Raw genomic sequence first — 15,078 nt, 5'->3', positions numbered from 1 at the left:
CCCGCCTGTCAGCCCTCCTGCACCCGCGCCGACAGGAGCGCCGGACCCGACAGGCCCGCCAGCGCGGCGGCGGGGCCCTGGTCGGCGGGGCCGGCCGGAGCCCAGCAACCGCGCTCCTTACGGAAGGGCCACCAGCGCCCGTCCTCACCGAGCCGCAGCTGCGCCTCCGCGCCGACCACCGTCCAACGAGCCGCCCCGGCCTGCCGCAGCACGGGCCGCTCGGCCTCCTCCCAGGCCTCCGTGAGCACCGCCTTCGCACGGGCCAGAGCCTGGGGACCGGGTGACCATTCCTCCTCCAGTACGCGGAGGGCGGCAGCGCCCCCGAGCCGCCACGCGCGCGTGGCCAGGTCCCAATCCGCCCGGCGCCGCCCCGAGCCCTCCGCGAGCCGCGCGGCGACCCACGGCGGGGCGCTCCCCGTGGCCGCCATCCGCACCGCGTCCTGAGCGGGTGTCAACGGTGACGAAGTCCCTTCCGGCCAGGGGCGTTCATGGCCGGATGTCAGCGCCTCGGAGAGGATTCGGTGCGCACGGCCGGCGGCGTCCGCCGCGAGGAACTCCAGCGCCGCCGGGTCGACGCCCGGCGCCGGCTCGGTCTCGGTGTCCAGGGAGGGCGGCTCGCCGGGCGTGGAGGGAAGCGCCGGGGGAGCCGGCAGCGGCGGCAGGATGTCCCTCGCGGCGAACGCCTCCTCGGCCCGTACGCCCTCCGCGACCGTCTGCCCGGAGGGCTCCCGACCGCCCGGTGTGATGGCCGTCGCCGCCCGTGCCGCGCTGCGCTCCTGCAGCGCGTCGAGCAGCGCCCGCTCGCCACGCCCGCGCATCAGCAGCAGCACGAACGGGTCCTCGTCGAGCAGCCGCGCGACCTGGTAGCAGAGCGCCGTCGTGTGCGGGCAGTGATCCCACGCCTCACAACCGCACTCGGGTTCCAGATCGCCGATGCCCGGCAGGAGTTCGAGCCCGGCCGCCGCGGCGTCCTCCACCAGATGCGGCGGCATCTCGTGGTCGAGCAGCGCCGCGATGTGCCCGGCGCTCTCCACCGCCAGGTCGAGCAGCCGGTCCCAGTCGTCCTCCGACAGCTCCTGGAGGAGCACGTCGCTGCGGTACGAGGAGCCGTCACGGTCCTTGACGACCGCCGTGATCCGGCCAGGCCGCACCGACACCGCGCCCACCGCGCCCGCGCGCGCCTGTCGCCGCCCCTGCTTCAGCTGCCGGCCGTCGAGCGCCGTGTCCTCCAGCGCCTTGAGCCACGCGCGGCCCCACCAGGTCCGGGCGAAGGCGGAGCCCCCGGCGGGTGGCAGCGCGGCGAACGTCCGCTCCTCCTCGCGGCCGTGACCGTTGCCGATGCCGTCGTCACCGTGGTCGCTCATCGTCGGTCCTCCCGGTCGCCGTACCCGTTGCCGTTGCCGTCGCCGTCGCCGTGGCTGCCGTTTCCGCCGCCGCCTCCGCCGCTGCCGTTTCCGCCGCCGCCTCCGCCGCTGCCTTTTCCGCCGTCGTGGGGGCTGCTGCCGTCCCCGCGCAGCCGGACCAGGTCCGCCAGTTCGGCATCGGTCAGTTCCGTCAGCGCCGCCTCGCCCGAGCCGAGTACCGCGTCGGCGAGCGCCCGCTTGCGCAGCAGCATGTCCGCGATCCGGTCCTCGATGGTGCCCTCGGCGATCAACCGGTGGACCTGCACGGGCTGGGTCTGGCCGATCCGGTACGCCCGGTCGGTGGCCTGGGCCTCGACGGCCGGGTTCCACCAGCGGTCGTAGTGCACGACGTGCTCGGCCCGGGTGAGGTTGAGTCCCGTACCCGCCGCCTTCAGCGACAGCAGGAAGACCGGCACCTCGCCGTCCTGGAAACGGGCGACCATCGCCTCGCGCTGGGCGACCGGCGTGCCGCCGTGCAGGAACTGCGTGCGTACGCCCCGCGCCGCCAGATGGCTCTCCAGCAGCCGCGCCATCTGCACGTACTGGGTGAAGACCAGCACGCTCGCGTCCTCGGCGAGGATCGTGTCGAGCAGTTCGTCGAGCAGCTCCACCTTGCCGGAGCGGCCCTCGATCCGGGGACGCTCCTCCTTGAGGTACTGGGCCGGGTGGTTGCAGATCTGCTTGAGCCCCGTCAGCAGTTTCACCACCAGACCGCGCCGCTCCATGCCGTCCGCCTCGGCGATCGCCGCGAGGGTCTCGCGTACCACCGCTTCGTAGAGCCCTGCCTGCTCCCTGGTCAGGGAGACGGCGCGGTCGGTCTCGGTCTTCGGCGGCAGTTCGGGCGCGATGCCCGGATCGGACTTGTGGCGGCGCAGCAGGAACGGCCGGACCAGCGCGGCCAGTCGCTCGGCAGCCGCCGGATCCTCGCCACCCTCGACGGCGGAGGCGTAGCGCGACCGGAAGGTCCCGAGCCTGCCGAGGAGACCCGGGGTCGTCCAGTCGAGGATGGCCCACAGTTCGGAGAGGTTGTTCTCGACCGGGGTGCCCGAGAGGGCCACGCGAGCCTTGGCCCGGAGGGTGCGGAGCTGCTTGGCGGTGGCGGAGTACGGGTTCTTGACATGCTGGGCCTCGTCCGCGACGACCATGCCCCACGTACGGGCGGCCAACTGGTCGGTGTCGAGGCGCATCGTGCCGTACGTCGTCAGGACGAACTCGCCGTCGGCGAGCTCCTCCAGGCGGCGCGACGGGCCGTGGAAGCGACGCACGGGCGTGCCCGGCGCGAACTTCTCGATCTCCCGTTGCCAGTTGCCCATGAGCGAGGTCGGGCAGACGACGAGCGTGGGACCGACGGTCGACGGTTCGGTCTGTCGGTGCAGATGGAGGGCGATGAGGGTGATGGTCTTGCCCAGGCCCATGTCGTCGGCGAGACAGCCGCCGAGTCCGAGCGAGGTCATCCGGTGCAGCCAGTTGAGGCCGCGCAGCTGGTAGTCGCGGAGCTTCGCGGCGAGCGCTGCGGGCTGGAGGACCTCCTGCGGGCCGCCCTCCGGATCGGCGAGGCGGGCGCGCACCTGCTCCAGCCAGCCGGTCGCCTGGACCTCGACCCGCCGGCCGTCCACCTCGTGGCTCCCGGTGAGTACGGCTCCGAGCGCGTCGACCGGGGTGACCTCGCGGTCCTGCGACGCGTGGGCCCGGCGGACCTCGTCGGGATCGACGAGCACCCACCGGTCACGCAGCCTGACGACCGGCCGCCCGGCCTCGGCGAGCTGGTCCAGCTCGGCCCGGGTGAGCTCCTGGTCGCCGATGGCGAAGCGCCAGTTGAAGGCGAGGAGGGCGTCCGCGGAGAGGAGGGAGGGGAGCCCGGAGGAGCGCCCGGACGGGGCGTCAGGGTGGTCCGGGTCGGGATGGGTGCCGGAGTCGCGGCCTTCGTCCGACGCGGCGGACTGGGCGGACTCGAGGGACTGGGCGGGCTCGGCGGAGGCGCCGTCCGCCGGGCCGATCACGGCGCGGGCGGTGAGCCGGTGGGCCAGCTCGCGCGGCCAGTGGATCTGGACGCCGGTCGCGGCGAGCGCCCGGGCCGCGGGACCGAACAGCTCCGCGACCTCTTCGTCCGCCAGCTCGACGGAGTCGGGAACGGCCGCCGACAGCAGCGGCGTCAGCGGTGCCCAGGCGCGGGCGGCGCGGCGAAGGGCGAGCAGGGCGTCCATCCGGGCCCGAGGCCCGAACGCCGACCCGGCCGCGCCCCCGGGGCCTGCGGAACCCCCGGTCCCGGCGGCGGCCCCGAGGCCGCGAGACACCGCCGAGCCTCCCGATCCAGCACCGTTCCCCGTACCCGCCAGGCCCCGCGGGCCCGTCGGTCCGGCTGCTCCGGCCGCACCGGCCGCACCGGCGCCCGCCCAGACCTCCGCCGCGTCCGCGACCACGGTCGGGTCGGCGACGCTGTGCATCTGGAGCACGGCGCGGAAGGCCGGGGCCTCGCGCTCGCTGAGCCCCGGCAGTTCCAGGCGCAGGGAGAGCCGTACCCCCGCGTCGTGGCCGGCCGCCACGTCCGCCGCCCAGGCCCGCTGCGCGGGCAGTTCCTGAGGTTCGTCGGCCGCGAAGGCGGGCCCGCCCGCGGCCAGGGGAGCGGCCGGAGTGCGCGGCAGTCCGTCCACGACCGCGTCCACGAAGGCGCGCAGCAGGCGCTCCGGCTCGGGCAGGAGCAACGGCCCGTCTTCCGCGGGCGCCACCCCGCCGTCGGGCAGTGACTCGGCACCCGCCGACGGAACGGCACCTGCCAGCGGTACGGCATGGGCGGCCGGCGGCATTGACGCGGCGAGGACCCGGAGATCGGCCAGCTCCTCGGGGCCCAGCGGGCCCGCCCGCCAGGCGTCACGATCGGTGGCCGTGAGGCCTGGCAGCAGGAGACCCCTCGCCGCCAGGTGCAGGGCGAAGAGGGAGGCGGCGCCCCAGAACGCGGCGGCGGGCGAGGCCTCTTCGGAGAACCGGGCACGGGTGAGGAGCGGCAAGGCGTCCCGTACGGAGAGGAATACGGCCGGGACCGTGCGGGGAAGCACGTCGTCGCCCACCACGGTGAGCCGGGTGTCGGTCACCGAGGGCGCCACGGCCGGCCGGTCGGTCGTCGCCGGAAGGACGTCGAGGGGTGGCGTCCCCTCGGCGGTCCAGAAGGCGATGCGGCCGGCGCGGGGCGGATCGGACGGCAGGAAGACGGCGGAACAGTGGGCGAGTTCATCGAGTCTCTGGGACGGCGACAACACATTCCTCAAACTTGACTACCGGCGGAGCGGCCGAGGGTACAGGATCCGCCCCCCACCCCGTGAGCGGAACCGGCGTGACCTGGCTCACCTTCCGGACCCGGCCGGGGGACGACCCGACATTCGCTCGCGCGCCGGGGCTCTGCCCGCCAGGCTGCTGCCCCTAGGGGCAGCCCTGGCTCCGACCTCAGGGTGATGCCACCCCTACCCCCGGCCCCTGGGAAGCCCCCCGGGATCTCGGGGGATGACGCCATGGTTGCGGAGGAGCACCGATCCGTAGGTTCGAGGGAGTCCGGGCGACCCGCGCCGGGACCCCGCCCACGGACCCCGGAGACCGCCATGCCCCAGGCCACCGCAACGCTCACGGCGCCGGACGGGAGCACCCCCACCCCTCCGGGCGCCGGCCCTGCGAACGCCGCCCGCCCGGACGCCGCACCTCCGGACGCCGCACCTCCGGACGCCGTACCTCCGGACGTCGCACCTCCGGACGCCGCACCTCCGGGCGCCGCGTCCCGGCGCGGGGGCGGCAGTGAGTTCGCGCCGCTGCTGCGCACCATCAAGGACCAGGGACTCCTGGAGCGCAGGACCGGCTGGTACGCGCGCGGCATGGTGGTCAACCTTCTCGGACTCGCCGGCGTGGCCACCGGCCTGGTCCTGCTCGGCCCTTCCTGGTGGGCCCTCCTCCTCGCCGTGCCGCTCGCCCTGCTCTCCGCGCGCGTGGCCTTCGTGGGCCATGACGCGGGCCACGCGCAGATCAGCGCGGACCGGCGCCGGAACCGGACCATCCAGCTCGTCCACGCCAACCTGCTGCTCGGCATGAGCCAGGAGTGGTGGAACGACAAGCACAACCGCCACCACGCCAACCCCAACCACCTCGACAAGGACCCGGACGTCGCCGCCGACATCCTCGTCTTCGCCCCGCACCAGACAGCCGGCCGCGCGGGATTCCGCGGCTGGCTCACCCGACATCAGGCCTGGCTCTTCTTTCCGCTGACCACCCTGGAAGGCATCGCGCTGAAGGTGTACGGCTTCCAGGCCCTGTTCTCCACGGACGGGCCCTTCCGCACCCGGCGCGAACGGCTCGTCGAAGGCGCTCTCCTCCTCGCCCACGTCGTCGGCTACGCGGCCCTTCTGCTGACCACCCTCACGCCCGGCCAGGCGCTCCTCTTCGCCCTCGTCCACCAGATGCTCCTCGGCCTCCACCTGGGCATGGCCTTCGCGCCCAACCACAAGGGCATGGAGATGCCCGACGCCCGCCCCGACGGCGACAGCTGGGGCCACCTGCGCCGCCAGGTGCTCACCTCGCGCAACATCAAGGGCGGCCTCCTGACCGACTGGTTCCTCGGCGGACTGAACTACCAGATCGAGCACCACCTCTTCCCGAGCATGCCGCGCCCGCATCTGCGACTCGCCCAGCCCGCCGTGCGTGCGCACTGCCGTACGGTGGGTATCCCCTACACAGAGACCGGTTTCGTCGAGTCCTACCGACAGGCGCTCGGACATCTGCACGAGGTCGGCGAGCCGCTGCGCTCGGCAGCGTGACAAGGAGGCGTCGCCCATGTCGACACGGACCAAGATAGTGATCGGGGGAGTGGCCGTCGGCCTGATCCTGATCCCCTTCATCGGGTTCTGGCTGTCCCTGCTCGTGGTGCTCGGCGTACCGGCCGTCGCCTACCTCGCCCTGGACCCCAGCCAGCGTCGCCGGCTGCGTCGGGTCTCCCGCAAGGAGCTCCACCGCTGACCGCACCAGGTCGAGGCACCCGGCTGACCTCGCGGAACGCCTGGCGTACGCTCAAAGGTGATCACGTATTGCGTGATCATCACATCGGAGAAGGGGAGCTCCCGCTCATGAGCAGCGCCACCGTCACGACGGTCAGCAGCAACGGTGTCTACTCGTTCACCAAGCCGAACCGCGACACCATCACCCTCCTCGCCGGACTCGGCGTCGAGGGTGACGTCCACGCGGGCGTGACGGTCAAGCACCGGTCCCGCGTGGCCAAGGACCCCACCGCGCCGAACCTGCGCCAGGTGCACCTGATCCACGCGGAGCTCTTCGACGAGGTCGCCGCGGCCGGGTTCGAGGTCGCCCCCGGCGCCCTCGGCGAGAACGTGACCACCCGGGGTCTCGACCTCCTCGGCCTGCCGACCGGCACCCGGCTGCACCTCGGCGCCGACGCCGTCGTCGAGGTCACCGGACTGCGCAACCCGTGCGTCCAGATCGACGCCTACCGGCACGGACTGCTGAAGCAGCTGCTCGGCCGCGACGAGGCCGGACAGCTCGTCCGCAAGGCCGGGATCATGGGCGTCGTACTCAACGGTGGCGAGGTGCGCCCCGGCGACGCGATCAGGGTCGAGCTGCCCGCCGAGCCGCACCGCCCCCTCGAGAAGGTCTGAGCGAGCCGGATCAGGTGGGCCGTACCGCCATCGCGTCCAGGGCCTCCAGCAGAGCGGGCAGCTTGGGGCCCCGGGCGATGGGAAGGACCTCACGCGGCTCGTCGTCCAGGAGGACGAAGGCCATGTCGTCGGTCCGGGCCACCAGCGACCAGCCGGGTCCGTCGGCGCGGAGCATCCGCGCCTCGCCGGCCGCGAAACTCGACCGCACGCGGCCCACCGGAGGCGCGTCCTCCAGATAGCCGCGCAGCTCGGCGAGCGCGCGACGGACCCCGTCGTAGGGGTCGCGCGCCGGAACGGACCTCTCTGCACCGACGGCACCGGACGCAGTGGCACCGGCCCCAGCGACACCGGACGCAGTGGCACCGGCCCCAGCGGCACCGGATGCAGTGGCACCGGCCCCAGCGGCACCGGACGCAGTGGCACCGGCCCCAGCGGCACCGGGCCCACCGCCACCGGGCCCAGCGGCACCGGACGCGGCGCCATCGGACCCGGCGCCACCGGACCCGGCTCCGGCGGTCGCTTCCGCTCCTGCGGCCGGCCCTGCGGAGGGCGCGTCCGACCCGGCCTCCCCGTCAGCCTCCATGCCCGTGCCCGTGACCGTGTCCGTGCCTGTGCCCGTGCCCGTGACCGTGTCCGTGCCTGTGCCCGTGACCGTGCCGTCGCCGGCGCTCGCGTCCCCGTTCCCGTCCATCTGCGCCCGCCAGGCCGCCCACTGCAACGCCACCTCGTCGGCGCCGAGCCTCCGCTGCGCCGGGCCCCAGCCGTCGTCGTCCGGCGGGGACAGCGGCGCGAGGTCGCCCTCCTCGGGCTCCGGATCGTGCGGTGCCGGCAGGCCGGCCGCGGCCGTGGCGACGGCGAGCGGCCAGCCGGGAAGCGCCGCCACGACCGTACGTTCGTCGGGGGAGAGGTCGTACTCCATCCCGCAGTCCCAGGAGGAGATGGCCACGGCGACCAGCGACACGTCGTCGATGATCACCGTCCACCGGGCGCCCGCGCCGTCCTGGCCGAGGACGAGGCCGTACCCCTCGGCGTACGGTTCGAGGCCCAGTGCCGCGCACGCCGCCGGGTAGTCGTCGCCCAGGACGCTCGGAAACTGCGCGGGCGTCAGCAGCACGGCGGTCAGCACATACAGCGCGTCGTCGTCGGCGGTAGCCACGGCAGCCTCCCCATCTGGTCGTCGGCGCACCTTAACCAGTGGGTAACCCGCGCGTCGAGGGTCTTCGGAAGGAAACTGGCGCGGTCCGTTCCGTACGCCGTCAGACGGGCGGCAGCCCGAGCAGGGACCGGGCCACGGTCTCCGGCGGCTCGTCCCGCTCGCGGGCGAGCGCGATCACCGCCCGGCAGGCGAGTTCGTTGAGGCCGAACGAGAGGGCCTCCGGCGACACCCAGGTGACGGCCTCGTCGATCCGGTCCTGGTCGTCCTCCACGCATCCCGTGACGTACGTCGCCGCGGCCTCGAAGATGTTGTGCTGCCGTCGCACCTCGACGGGCTTGCGTGGTCCACCCGGCGCCCGTCGCGCGGTGGGAAAGAGGGAGTTCAGTAGCGCTCGCACACGGGCCATGGCCTGCCGCCTCTCCCGGACAGGGCTGCCCGGCACTTCCACCGTAGACAGGGAAGTGCCGGGACAGAAGGGCGCGGAGCACGCCCGGCGCGCGAGCCGGGCCGGTGACGCGGTGCTCAGTGGCCCTGGCGAACGGACATCACCAGATAACGGTCGTCCTCGTCCACATAACTGACCATCTGCCAGCCGGCAGCGGACAGAAGAGGGCGCAGATTGTGCTCGGCGCGCAGATCGTCCTCGGTGATCAGGCGCCCGTGGCGGGCGGCGAGCGCGACACGGCCCACCGGGTGGAAGAGCGCGAGTCGGCCGCCGGGGCGCACGACCCGGGCCAGTTCCCGCAGGCCCGCGGCCGGATCCGCCAGGTGGGAGACGAGCCCGGCGCCGAAGACCGCGTCGAGCGTGCCGCCGCGCAGCGGCAGCCGGGCGACGTCGGTGCGGAGCAGCGCGCCCGTCCCGTCGCGCCCGGCGCGCACCGCCTCGGCGAGCATCTCGGGGGTCAGGTCCACGCCGACGACGGTTCCCGCCGGTCCGACGGCCGCGCGCAGCGCGGGCAGCGCCCGACCGGTTCCGCACCCCGCGTCGAGCACGGAGGCTCCGGGGCGCAGACCGAGTTCGGCGACGGCCGCGGCGTAGGCGGGGCCGTCGTCCGGGAAGCGGCTGTCCCAGCCGGCGGCTCGCGGGCCGAAGAACTCCTGGACGTGGGTGGGGTCATCGCTCATGCGTGCATGATGCCTCAGCCCCACGGGTGAACGTCCTGTGTGCACGTTCGAGCTCGGCACGATCGTTCTGGAACATCTCTACGTCATATTCCATCAGGTTTCGAAATGCGCCCCTGGTGCGCCCCCTTGTCCGGACTAGCGTCCCTGAGTCATGGGACACCTGGACCACGCCGCCTTCGGCTGGCTGACACCTGTGCTGTCGTACGCGATGGCCTGCATAGGCGCCGCCCTCGCGCTGCGCTGCACCGTACGAGCGCTCGACGCGACCGGGCGCTCGCGCCGCAATTGGCTCCTCACCGCCGCGTCCGCCCTCGGCACCGGCATCTGGACGATGCACTTCGCGGCGATGCTGGGCTTCGGCGTCACCGGGACGGACATCCGCTTCAACGTTCCGCTGACCATCCTCAGTCTGCTCGTCGCCGTGGCCGTCGTCGGAGTGGGCGTCTTCGCGGTCGGCTACGGCCGCGTCCGGGGCCGCTCGCTGATGATCGGCGGTCTCACCACCGGCATCGGCGTCGCGAGCATGCACTACATGGGCATGGCCGCGCTGCGCCTGCACGGCGAGGTGACGTACGACCCGGTGCTCGTCGCGCTCTCCGTCGTCATCGCCGTCGTCGCCGCGACCGCCGCGCTGTGGGCCGGCCTCAACATCCACACGCCGGCCGCCGTGGTGGTCGCCTCCCTGGTCATGGGGGTGGCCGTGACCAGCATGCACTACACCGGCATGTTCGCCGTCGACGTGGAGGTGGTGCCCTCGTCGGCGGAGCTCCCCGGAGCCACCGCCATGCAGTTCATCTTCCCGCTCGCCGTGGGCCTCGGCTCCTACCTCTTCATCACCTCGGCCTTCGTGGCGCTCTCGCCGACGGCCAAGGAACGCGCCGCGTACGCCTCCGCCGAGCAGCTCACCGAACCGGACGAGCGCGCGGTGGACGTGGCGCCGCCCGGCTTCCGCGCCGCGGAGCGCGGGGCGCACGCCGGCGGACGGGAGAGGGCGACCGCGGGAGCCTCGTACGGCTCGTCCTCCCGCGCAGCTCCGTCGTACGCCTACCCGGCAGGGCCCGTGGACAGCGGCCCGCCAGGACCCTAGGTCGTGTCCGGGGCGGCCTGTCGCGCAACCTCCCGCACCCGGGGACGGCCCCGCGCCCCTCGCGGCCTCCCGAGCTGCTCGCACGGCCTTCCCGAGCGGCCGCCCGACGCACACGAGCAGGCAGCACGGCGCACACGAGAGGCCGCCCGTCGCACACAGGCGTCCCGCCCTCAGCTGCTCGCACGGCGCGCACAGGCGGCCCTCGCGCCGCGCACGAGCGGCCCGTACGGCGCACACCGCGCTCACCGGCCATCAGGTGAACGCGGCCACGCACATCGCACCAGGACAGACGCAGCCGGAACGAGGAGGCCATGCGAACTCCCCGCAAGACCCAGGACGCCGGGACCAGAACGGCGCCGCAGCAGGCGGCGCGCGGACGGCGGGCGCACGCGGGGCCGCCCGCCGACGAGCCGCCCGAGCGCGCCCCTGAAGTCCCGCCCGGCGCGCCCGACGCGTCCGCCCCGCCGGTCGGCCCTGCCTTCGCTCCCGCCGGCTCCCCGGCTCCGGCCCGGCGCATCGGACTGCGCCCCCGTACGGTCCGCGCGAAGATCGTCTCGCTCCTGATGGTCCCCGTCATCTCCCTGCTCGCCCTGTGGGGATTCGCCACCGTCACCACCGCCCAGGACATCGCCCGGCTGCGCCAGCTCCAGCGGGTCGACGCCGAGATCCGCGAACCCGTGGCCGCCGCCGTCGCCGCCCTCCAGGCCGAACGCCGGGCGGCCGTACGTCAGGTCGCCTCGCCCGGCACCGGGCGTGCCACGGAACTCAAGGACCAGACACGGCGCACCGACGCGGCCGTAGCCCGGCTCCGTCTCGACGACCGGCACACCGTCGGCGCCACGGGCGACCTCCCTCGCGAGGTCGCCGACCGGGTCGGACGGTTCGTCGCCAAGGCCGAGGGGCTGGGGCCGCTGCGCACCGCCGCCGCGGCGGGCGAGGCCGACTGGAACGAGGTGTACACGCGGTACACGGCCACGATCACCGCCGCCTTCGCGGTCGGCGGCGCCCTGGCCGGAATCCAGGACGCCGCAGTCGGTGCCCACGCGCGCGTGCTCCTCGAATTCGGCCGTGTCGGCGAGATGCTCGCCCGCGAGGACGCCCTCCTCGGCTCCGCCTACCTCGGAGGCGACCTGAGCGCGGAACGGCTCCGGCTGTTCTCCGGCGCCGTCGAGACCCGTCGTACGCTGACCGAATCCGCCACCGCGGACCTGCGCGGCCCCGAACGCGCCGCCTGGGAGAACCTCGCCGACCAGCGTGGCTACCGGCAACTCACCGCCGCCGAGGACCGTATCGGCGCCGCCGAGCCAGGTCGCACGGCGCTCCAGTCCGTGCCCGCCGCCACCTGGGACGATGCGATGGCCGTCGTACGGGGCGGTCTGACGACCATCGAGACCGACGCCCGGCAGGCCGCAGCCGACCGCGCGGCGCCCTTCGGCGGAGGCCTCTTCACCGCCGGCGGAGCCGCCGTCCTGCTGGGCCTCGCCGCCGTCGCCGCCTCCCTCGTGATCTCCGTACGCATCGGCCGCGGCCTGGTCATCGAACTGATCAGCCTCCGCAACACCGCCCTCGGCATCGCCCGGCGCAAGCTGCCTGCCGCCATGCGGCGCCTGCGCGCAGGCGAGGAGATCGACGTACAGACCGAGGCGCTCCCCGGTCCCGTCCCGCAGGACGAGATCGGCCAGGTCGGCGAGGCGCTCACCACCGTCCACCGGGCGGCCCTCTCCGCCGCCGTGGAACGCGCCGAGCTCGCGAGCGGCATCTCCGGTGTCTTCGTCAACCTCGCCCGCCGCAGCCAGGTCCTGGTTCACCGTCAGCTCAACCTGCTCGACAGCATGGAGCGCCGCGCGGACGACCCCTCCGAACTCAGCGACCTCTTCCGGCTCGACCACCTCACCACCCGGATGCGACGCCACGCCGAGAGTCTGATCATCCTGTCCGGCGCCGCTCCGGGCCGGGCCTGGCGCATGCCCGTCCCGCTGACCAACGTCGTACGGGCCGCCGTCTCCGAGATCGAGGACTACGCGCGTGTGGAGGTGCGCCAGCTCGCCGAGACGTCCGTCGTCGGTGGCGCGGTCGCCGACCTCACCCACCTGCTCGCGGAACTCATCGAGAACGCCGCCCAGTTCTCCCCGCCCCACACCAAGGTGCGGATCAGCGGCGAACCCGTCGGCAACGGCTACGCGCTGGAGATCGAGGACCGGGGCCTGGGCATGGGCAAGGAGAGCCTCGCCGAGGCCAACACGAGGATCGCGCAGTCCGAGGCTCTCGACCTGTTCGACAGCGACCGGCTCGGCCTGTTCGTCGTCAGCAGGCTCTCCTCACGGCACGAGATCAAGGTCCATCTGCGAACCTCGCCCTACGGCGGTACGACGGCGGTCGTCCTGCTCCCCATGGACGTGCTGCAGGGCGCGCTCCCGCCCGGGAAGGGCGTCCCCCACGCCCGGACGGCCGAGCCGGCCTTCGGGGACGGCCCGTACGGGCACGCGGTGCACCGCGAGCGCCCGGGCGTCGCGGACGCCGCCTTCCCGCGCCCCCCGCACCCCCGGCAGCCCCACCAGCCCGTCCCCCCGGGCTCCGCACCGCCCCAGTCCCTCCCCCAGCCCCTCCCCCTGTCCCGTCCCGAGTCTCCGACCGCGCCCCAGCCTGTGTCCCAGCCGCACCCCCTGCCCCGCCCACCCCGCAGACCGGCTCTCGCGGGGCAGCCCGACAGGGCGGACGAGGGTGCGGACCAGCGCGCGGACCTGGGTGCTCCCGAACAGACGCCTGCCGGAGTGACCAGCCTCCACCGGCGAGGCCGCCCCTCTCCGCAGAGCCGGCCGGCCCCTCAGCCCCCGCAGGCGCCGCGGACTCCGCCCGTCCCCGCCCAGGGGGGCGTCGCCGCCGACGACTCCGGGGACCTGCCCCGGCGGGTCCGGCAGGCGAGCCTCGTACCGCAGCTGCGCGAGGCACCGGCCGATCTTCCGCCCGCCCCGGCCGTCCAGGGCGCGGAGGAACGCACCCCCGAACAGGTCAGGGACCGGATGACCGCCTACCGCGACGGCTGGACGCGCGGCGGCGGCACGGCCCCCGGCCCCCGACGAACCCTCGGCACCGGCTCCGGCCGCGACCACGGCAACCACCCCGACCACGGACGCGACCTCGGCCCCGACCACGGACGCGACCCCGGCAGCGAAGGAGACCACGCATGATCGACCACGAGAGGATGTCCCACCACCGCTCCGGTGAACTCGACTGGCTCCTCGACGACCTCGTCCTGAGGGTCCGTGAAGTCCGGCACACCGTCGTCCTGTCCAACGACGGCCTCGCTGTCGGCTCCTCCAGCGGACTCAGCCGTGAGGACGCCGAACACCTGGCTGCCATCGCCTCCGGTTTCCACAGCCTGGCCAAGGGGGCGGGCCGCCACTTCCACACCGGTGGAGTCCGCCAGACGATGGTCGAGATGGACGACGGATTCCTGTTCGTCGCCGCCGCCGGAGACGGATCCTGCCTCGCCGTCCTCAGCTCCGCCGCCGCCGACATCGGACTGATCGCCTACGAGATGGCCCGCCTGGTGAAGCGGGTCGGCGAGCACCTGCACACCCCGCCGCGGCTCACCGCGACCCCGCCGGCCGCCGGCTGACCGGAGACACCCATGAACGTGGACAGCACCGGCGACCCTCCGGCCGTGCCGGGAAGCCAGTGGTACGACGCGGACGCCGGGCCGATCGTCCGGCCGTACGCCGTGACCGGTGGGCGTACGAAACCGGGACCCAGCAACGTACGGTTCGACCTCATCGCCCTCGTCGTCGTCGACGACGACCCGCCCGGCCGGGCCGAGGAGTCGCTCCTCGGCCCGGAACACCGGGCCCTGCTCACCCTGTGCCGGGCGGAGACGCAGTCGGTGGCCGAACTCGCGGCCGACGCGGACCTGCCCGTCGGAGTCGTCCGGGTCCTCCTCGGCGACCTCCTCGAAGCGGGCTTCGTCAAGGTCAGCCGACCCGTACCGCCCGCACAGCTGCCCGACGAACGGATCCTGAGGGAAGTCATCGATGGCCTACGAGCGCTCTGAGAGCACGGGTGCGGGCGGTGGCGTGGACTCCACGGCCCTCGCGTTGAAGATCCTGGTCGCCGGCGGATTCGGCGTCGGCAAGACCACACTGGTGGGCGCGGTCAGTGAGATCCGCCCGCTGCGTACGGAGGAACAGCTCAGCCGGGCCGGGGAGTCGGTCGACGACACCGGGGGAGTCGACCAGAAGACCACCACGACCGTCGCCATGGACTTCGGCCGCATCACCATCCGGTCCGGGCTCTCGCTGTACCTCTTCGGTACGCCGGGACAGGACCGGTTCTGGTTCCTCTGGGACGAGCTGTCCCAGGGGGCGCTCGGCGCCGTCGTCCTCGCCGACACCCGACGCCTCGAGGACTGCTTTCCGGCGGTCGACTACTTCGAGCACCGCAAGATCCCGTTCGTCGTCGCGGTCAACTGCTTCGCGGGCGCGCGGAACTACGGGGCGCACGAGGTCTCGCGTGCGCTGGACCTGGACCGGGGCACGCCGGTGGTGCTGTGCGACGCGCGGGACCGGGACTCGGGCAAGGAGGTCCTGATCAGGCTGGTCGAGTACGCGGGCCGCATGCACACGGCCCGGCTCCTGGACTCCGTCGGGTGACGGGAGTGCCGGCTGA

12 protein-coding genes and 1 pseudogene are annotated in these 15,078 nt (G+C 73.9%); 8 read left to right on the top strand and 5 right to left on the bottom strand.

What is annotated here, in order from left to right:
• Nucleotides 1-8: 8 nt before the first annotated feature.
• Nucleotides 9-1,364 (bottom strand): SWF or SNF family helicase, encoded by a 1,356-nt coding sequence (locus ACIPPS_RS06775; protein ID WP_401427734.1) that lies wholly within the window; start codon nucleotides 1,362-1,364, stop codon nucleotides 9-11.
• Between the two features lie 143 nt (nucleotides 1,365-1,507).
• Nucleotides 1,508-4,654, bottom strand: a pseudogene (locus ACIPPS_RS06770) (DEAD/DEAH box helicase); the annotation flags it as partial.
• 339 nt (nucleotides 4,655-4,993) lie between these two features.
• On the opposite strand from ACIPPS_RS06770, the gene ACIPPS_RS06765 reads away from it, so the two are divergent.
• The 3 genes from ACIPPS_RS06765 (at nucleotide 4,994) to ACIPPS_RS06755 (ending at nucleotide 7,048) form a co-directional block, all read left to right on the top strand.
• A complete protein-coding gene (locus ACIPPS_RS06765) occupies nucleotides 4,994-6,196 on the top strand; it encodes a fatty acid desaturase family protein (RefSeq protein ID WP_401427731.1) in 1,203 nt (400 codons plus the stop codon).
• 16 nt (nucleotides 6,197-6,212) lie between these two features.
• A complete protein-coding gene (locus ACIPPS_RS06760) occupies nucleotides 6,213-6,395 on the top strand; it encodes a hypothetical protein (protein ID WP_401427729.1) in 183 nt (60 codons plus the stop codon).
• Between the two features lie 107 nt (nucleotides 6,396-6,502).
• Nucleotides 6,503-7,048 (top strand): MOSC domain-containing protein, encoded by a 546-nt coding sequence (locus ACIPPS_RS06755; protein WP_401427726.1) that lies wholly within the window; start codon nucleotides 6,503-6,505, stop codon nucleotides 7,046-7,048.
• Nucleotides 7,049-7,058: 10 nt separating this feature from the next.
• Here the strand turns inward: ACIPPS_RS06755 and ACIPPS_RS06750 are convergent, their stop codons facing one another.
• The 3 genes from ACIPPS_RS06750 to ACIPPS_RS06740 form a co-directional block, all read right to left on the bottom strand.
• Entirely contained in the window at nucleotides 7,059-8,204 is a 1,146-nt protein-coding gene (locus ACIPPS_RS06750) for a hypothetical protein (protein WP_401427724.1), read from the bottom strand.
• 100 nt (nucleotides 8,205-8,304) lie between these two features.
• Complete coding sequence (locus ACIPPS_RS06745; protein WP_401427722.1) at nucleotides 8,305-8,610, bottom strand: hypothetical protein; 306 nt, start codon at nucleotides 8,608-8,610, stop codon at nucleotides 8,305-8,307.
• Nucleotides 8,611-8,726: 116 nt separating this feature from the next.
• Entirely contained in the window at nucleotides 8,727-9,329 is a 603-nt protein-coding gene (locus ACIPPS_RS06740) for a class I SAM-dependent methyltransferase (RefSeq protein ID WP_401427720.1), read from the bottom strand.
• A 151-nt stretch (nucleotides 9,330-9,480) separates the two neighbouring features.
• Between ACIPPS_RS06740 and ACIPPS_RS06735 the strand changes: the two genes are divergently transcribed.
• The 5 genes from ACIPPS_RS06735 (at nucleotide 9,481) to ACIPPS_RS06715 (ending at nucleotide 15,062) form a co-directional block, all read left to right on the top strand.
• Entirely contained in the window at nucleotides 9,481-10,416 is a 936-nt protein-coding gene (locus tag ACIPPS_RS06735) for an MHYT domain-containing protein (protein WP_401427717.1), read from the top strand.
• A 311-nt stretch (nucleotides 10,417-10,727) separates the two neighbouring features.
• Nucleotides 10,728-13,604 (top strand): nitrate- and nitrite sensing domain-containing protein, encoded by a 2,877-nt coding sequence (locus ACIPPS_RS06730; protein ID WP_401427714.1) that lies wholly within the window; start codon nucleotides 10,728-10,730, stop codon nucleotides 13,602-13,604.
• On the top strand, nucleotides 13,601-14,035 hold the full coding sequence (locus ACIPPS_RS06725) for a roadblock/LC7 domain-containing protein (protein ID WP_401427711.1): 435 nt from the start codon (nucleotides 13,601-13,603) through the stop codon (nucleotides 14,033-14,035). Before ACIPPS_RS06730 ends, ACIPPS_RS06725 begins: the two co-directional genes overlap by 4 nt.
• A 12-nt stretch (nucleotides 14,036-14,047) precedes the next feature.
• Complete coding sequence (locus ACIPPS_RS06720) at nucleotides 14,048-14,464, top strand: DUF742 domain-containing protein (RefSeq protein WP_401427709.1); 417 nt, start codon at nucleotides 14,048-14,050, stop codon at nucleotides 14,462-14,464.
• Nucleotides 14,445-15,062, top strand: coding sequence for an ATP/GTP-binding protein (locus ACIPPS_RS06715; RefSeq protein ID WP_315889912.1), 618 nt, complete (start codon nucleotides 14,445-14,447; stop codon nucleotides 15,060-15,062). Before ACIPPS_RS06720 ends, ACIPPS_RS06715 begins: the two co-directional genes overlap by 20 nt.
• The last annotated feature ends 16 nt before the right edge of the window (nucleotides 15,063-15,078 follow it).

The sequence above is a fragment of the Streptomyces sp. NPDC090127 genome, assembly GCF_044746945.1.
In the GTDB taxonomy this organism is placed as follows: domain Bacteria; phylum Actinomycetota; class Actinomycetes; order Streptomycetales; family Streptomycetaceae; genus Streptomyces.
The sequence above is the reverse complement of the archived record's forward strand: the minus strand, read 5'-3'. Positions and strand labels throughout refer to the sequence as shown.

Bases quoted from the DNA above. Each gene is read 5' to 3' on its own strand.
- ACIPPS_RS06735 (WP_401427717.1), top strand. From the start codon at position 9,481: ATGGGACACCTGGACCACGCCGCCTTCGGCTGGCTGACACCTGTGCTG.
- ACIPPS_RS06745 (WP_401427722.1), bottom strand. From the start codon at position 8,610: ATGGCCCGTGTGCGAGCGCTACTGAACTCCCTCTTTCCCACCGCGCGA.
- ACIPPS_RS06720 (WP_401427709.1), top strand. From the start codon at position 14,048: ATGAACGTGGACAGCACCGGCGACCCTCCGGCCGTGCCGGGAAGCCAG.
- ACIPPS_RS06765 (WP_401427731.1), top strand. From the start codon at position 4,994: ATGCCCCAGGCCACCGCAACGCTCACGGCGCCGGACGGGAGCACCCCC.
- ACIPPS_RS06715 (WP_315889912.1), top strand. From the start codon at position 14,445: ATGGCCTACGAGCGCTCTGAGAGCACGGGTGCGGGCGGTGGCGTGGAC.
- ACIPPS_RS06775 (WP_401427734.1), bottom strand. From the start codon at position 1,364: ATGAGCGACCACGGTGACGACGGCATCGGCAACGGTCACGGCCGCGAG.
- ACIPPS_RS06755 (WP_401427726.1), top strand. From the start codon at position 6,503: ATGAGCAGCGCCACCGTCACGACGGTCAGCAGCAACGGTGTCTACTCG.
- ACIPPS_RS06740 (WP_401427720.1), bottom strand. From the start codon at position 9,329: ATGAGCGATGACCCCACCCACGTCCAGGAGTTCTTCGGCCCGCGAGCC.
- ACIPPS_RS06725 (WP_401427711.1), top strand. From the start codon at position 13,601: ATGATCGACCACGAGAGGATGTCCCACCACCGCTCCGGTGAACTCGAC.
- ACIPPS_RS06760 (WP_401427729.1), top strand. From the start codon at position 6,213: ATGTCGACACGGACCAAGATAGTGATCGGGGGAGTGGCCGTCGGCCTG.
- ACIPPS_RS06730 (WP_401427714.1), top strand. From the start codon at position 10,728: ATGCGAACTCCCCGCAAGACCCAGGACGCCGGGACCAGAACGGCGCCG.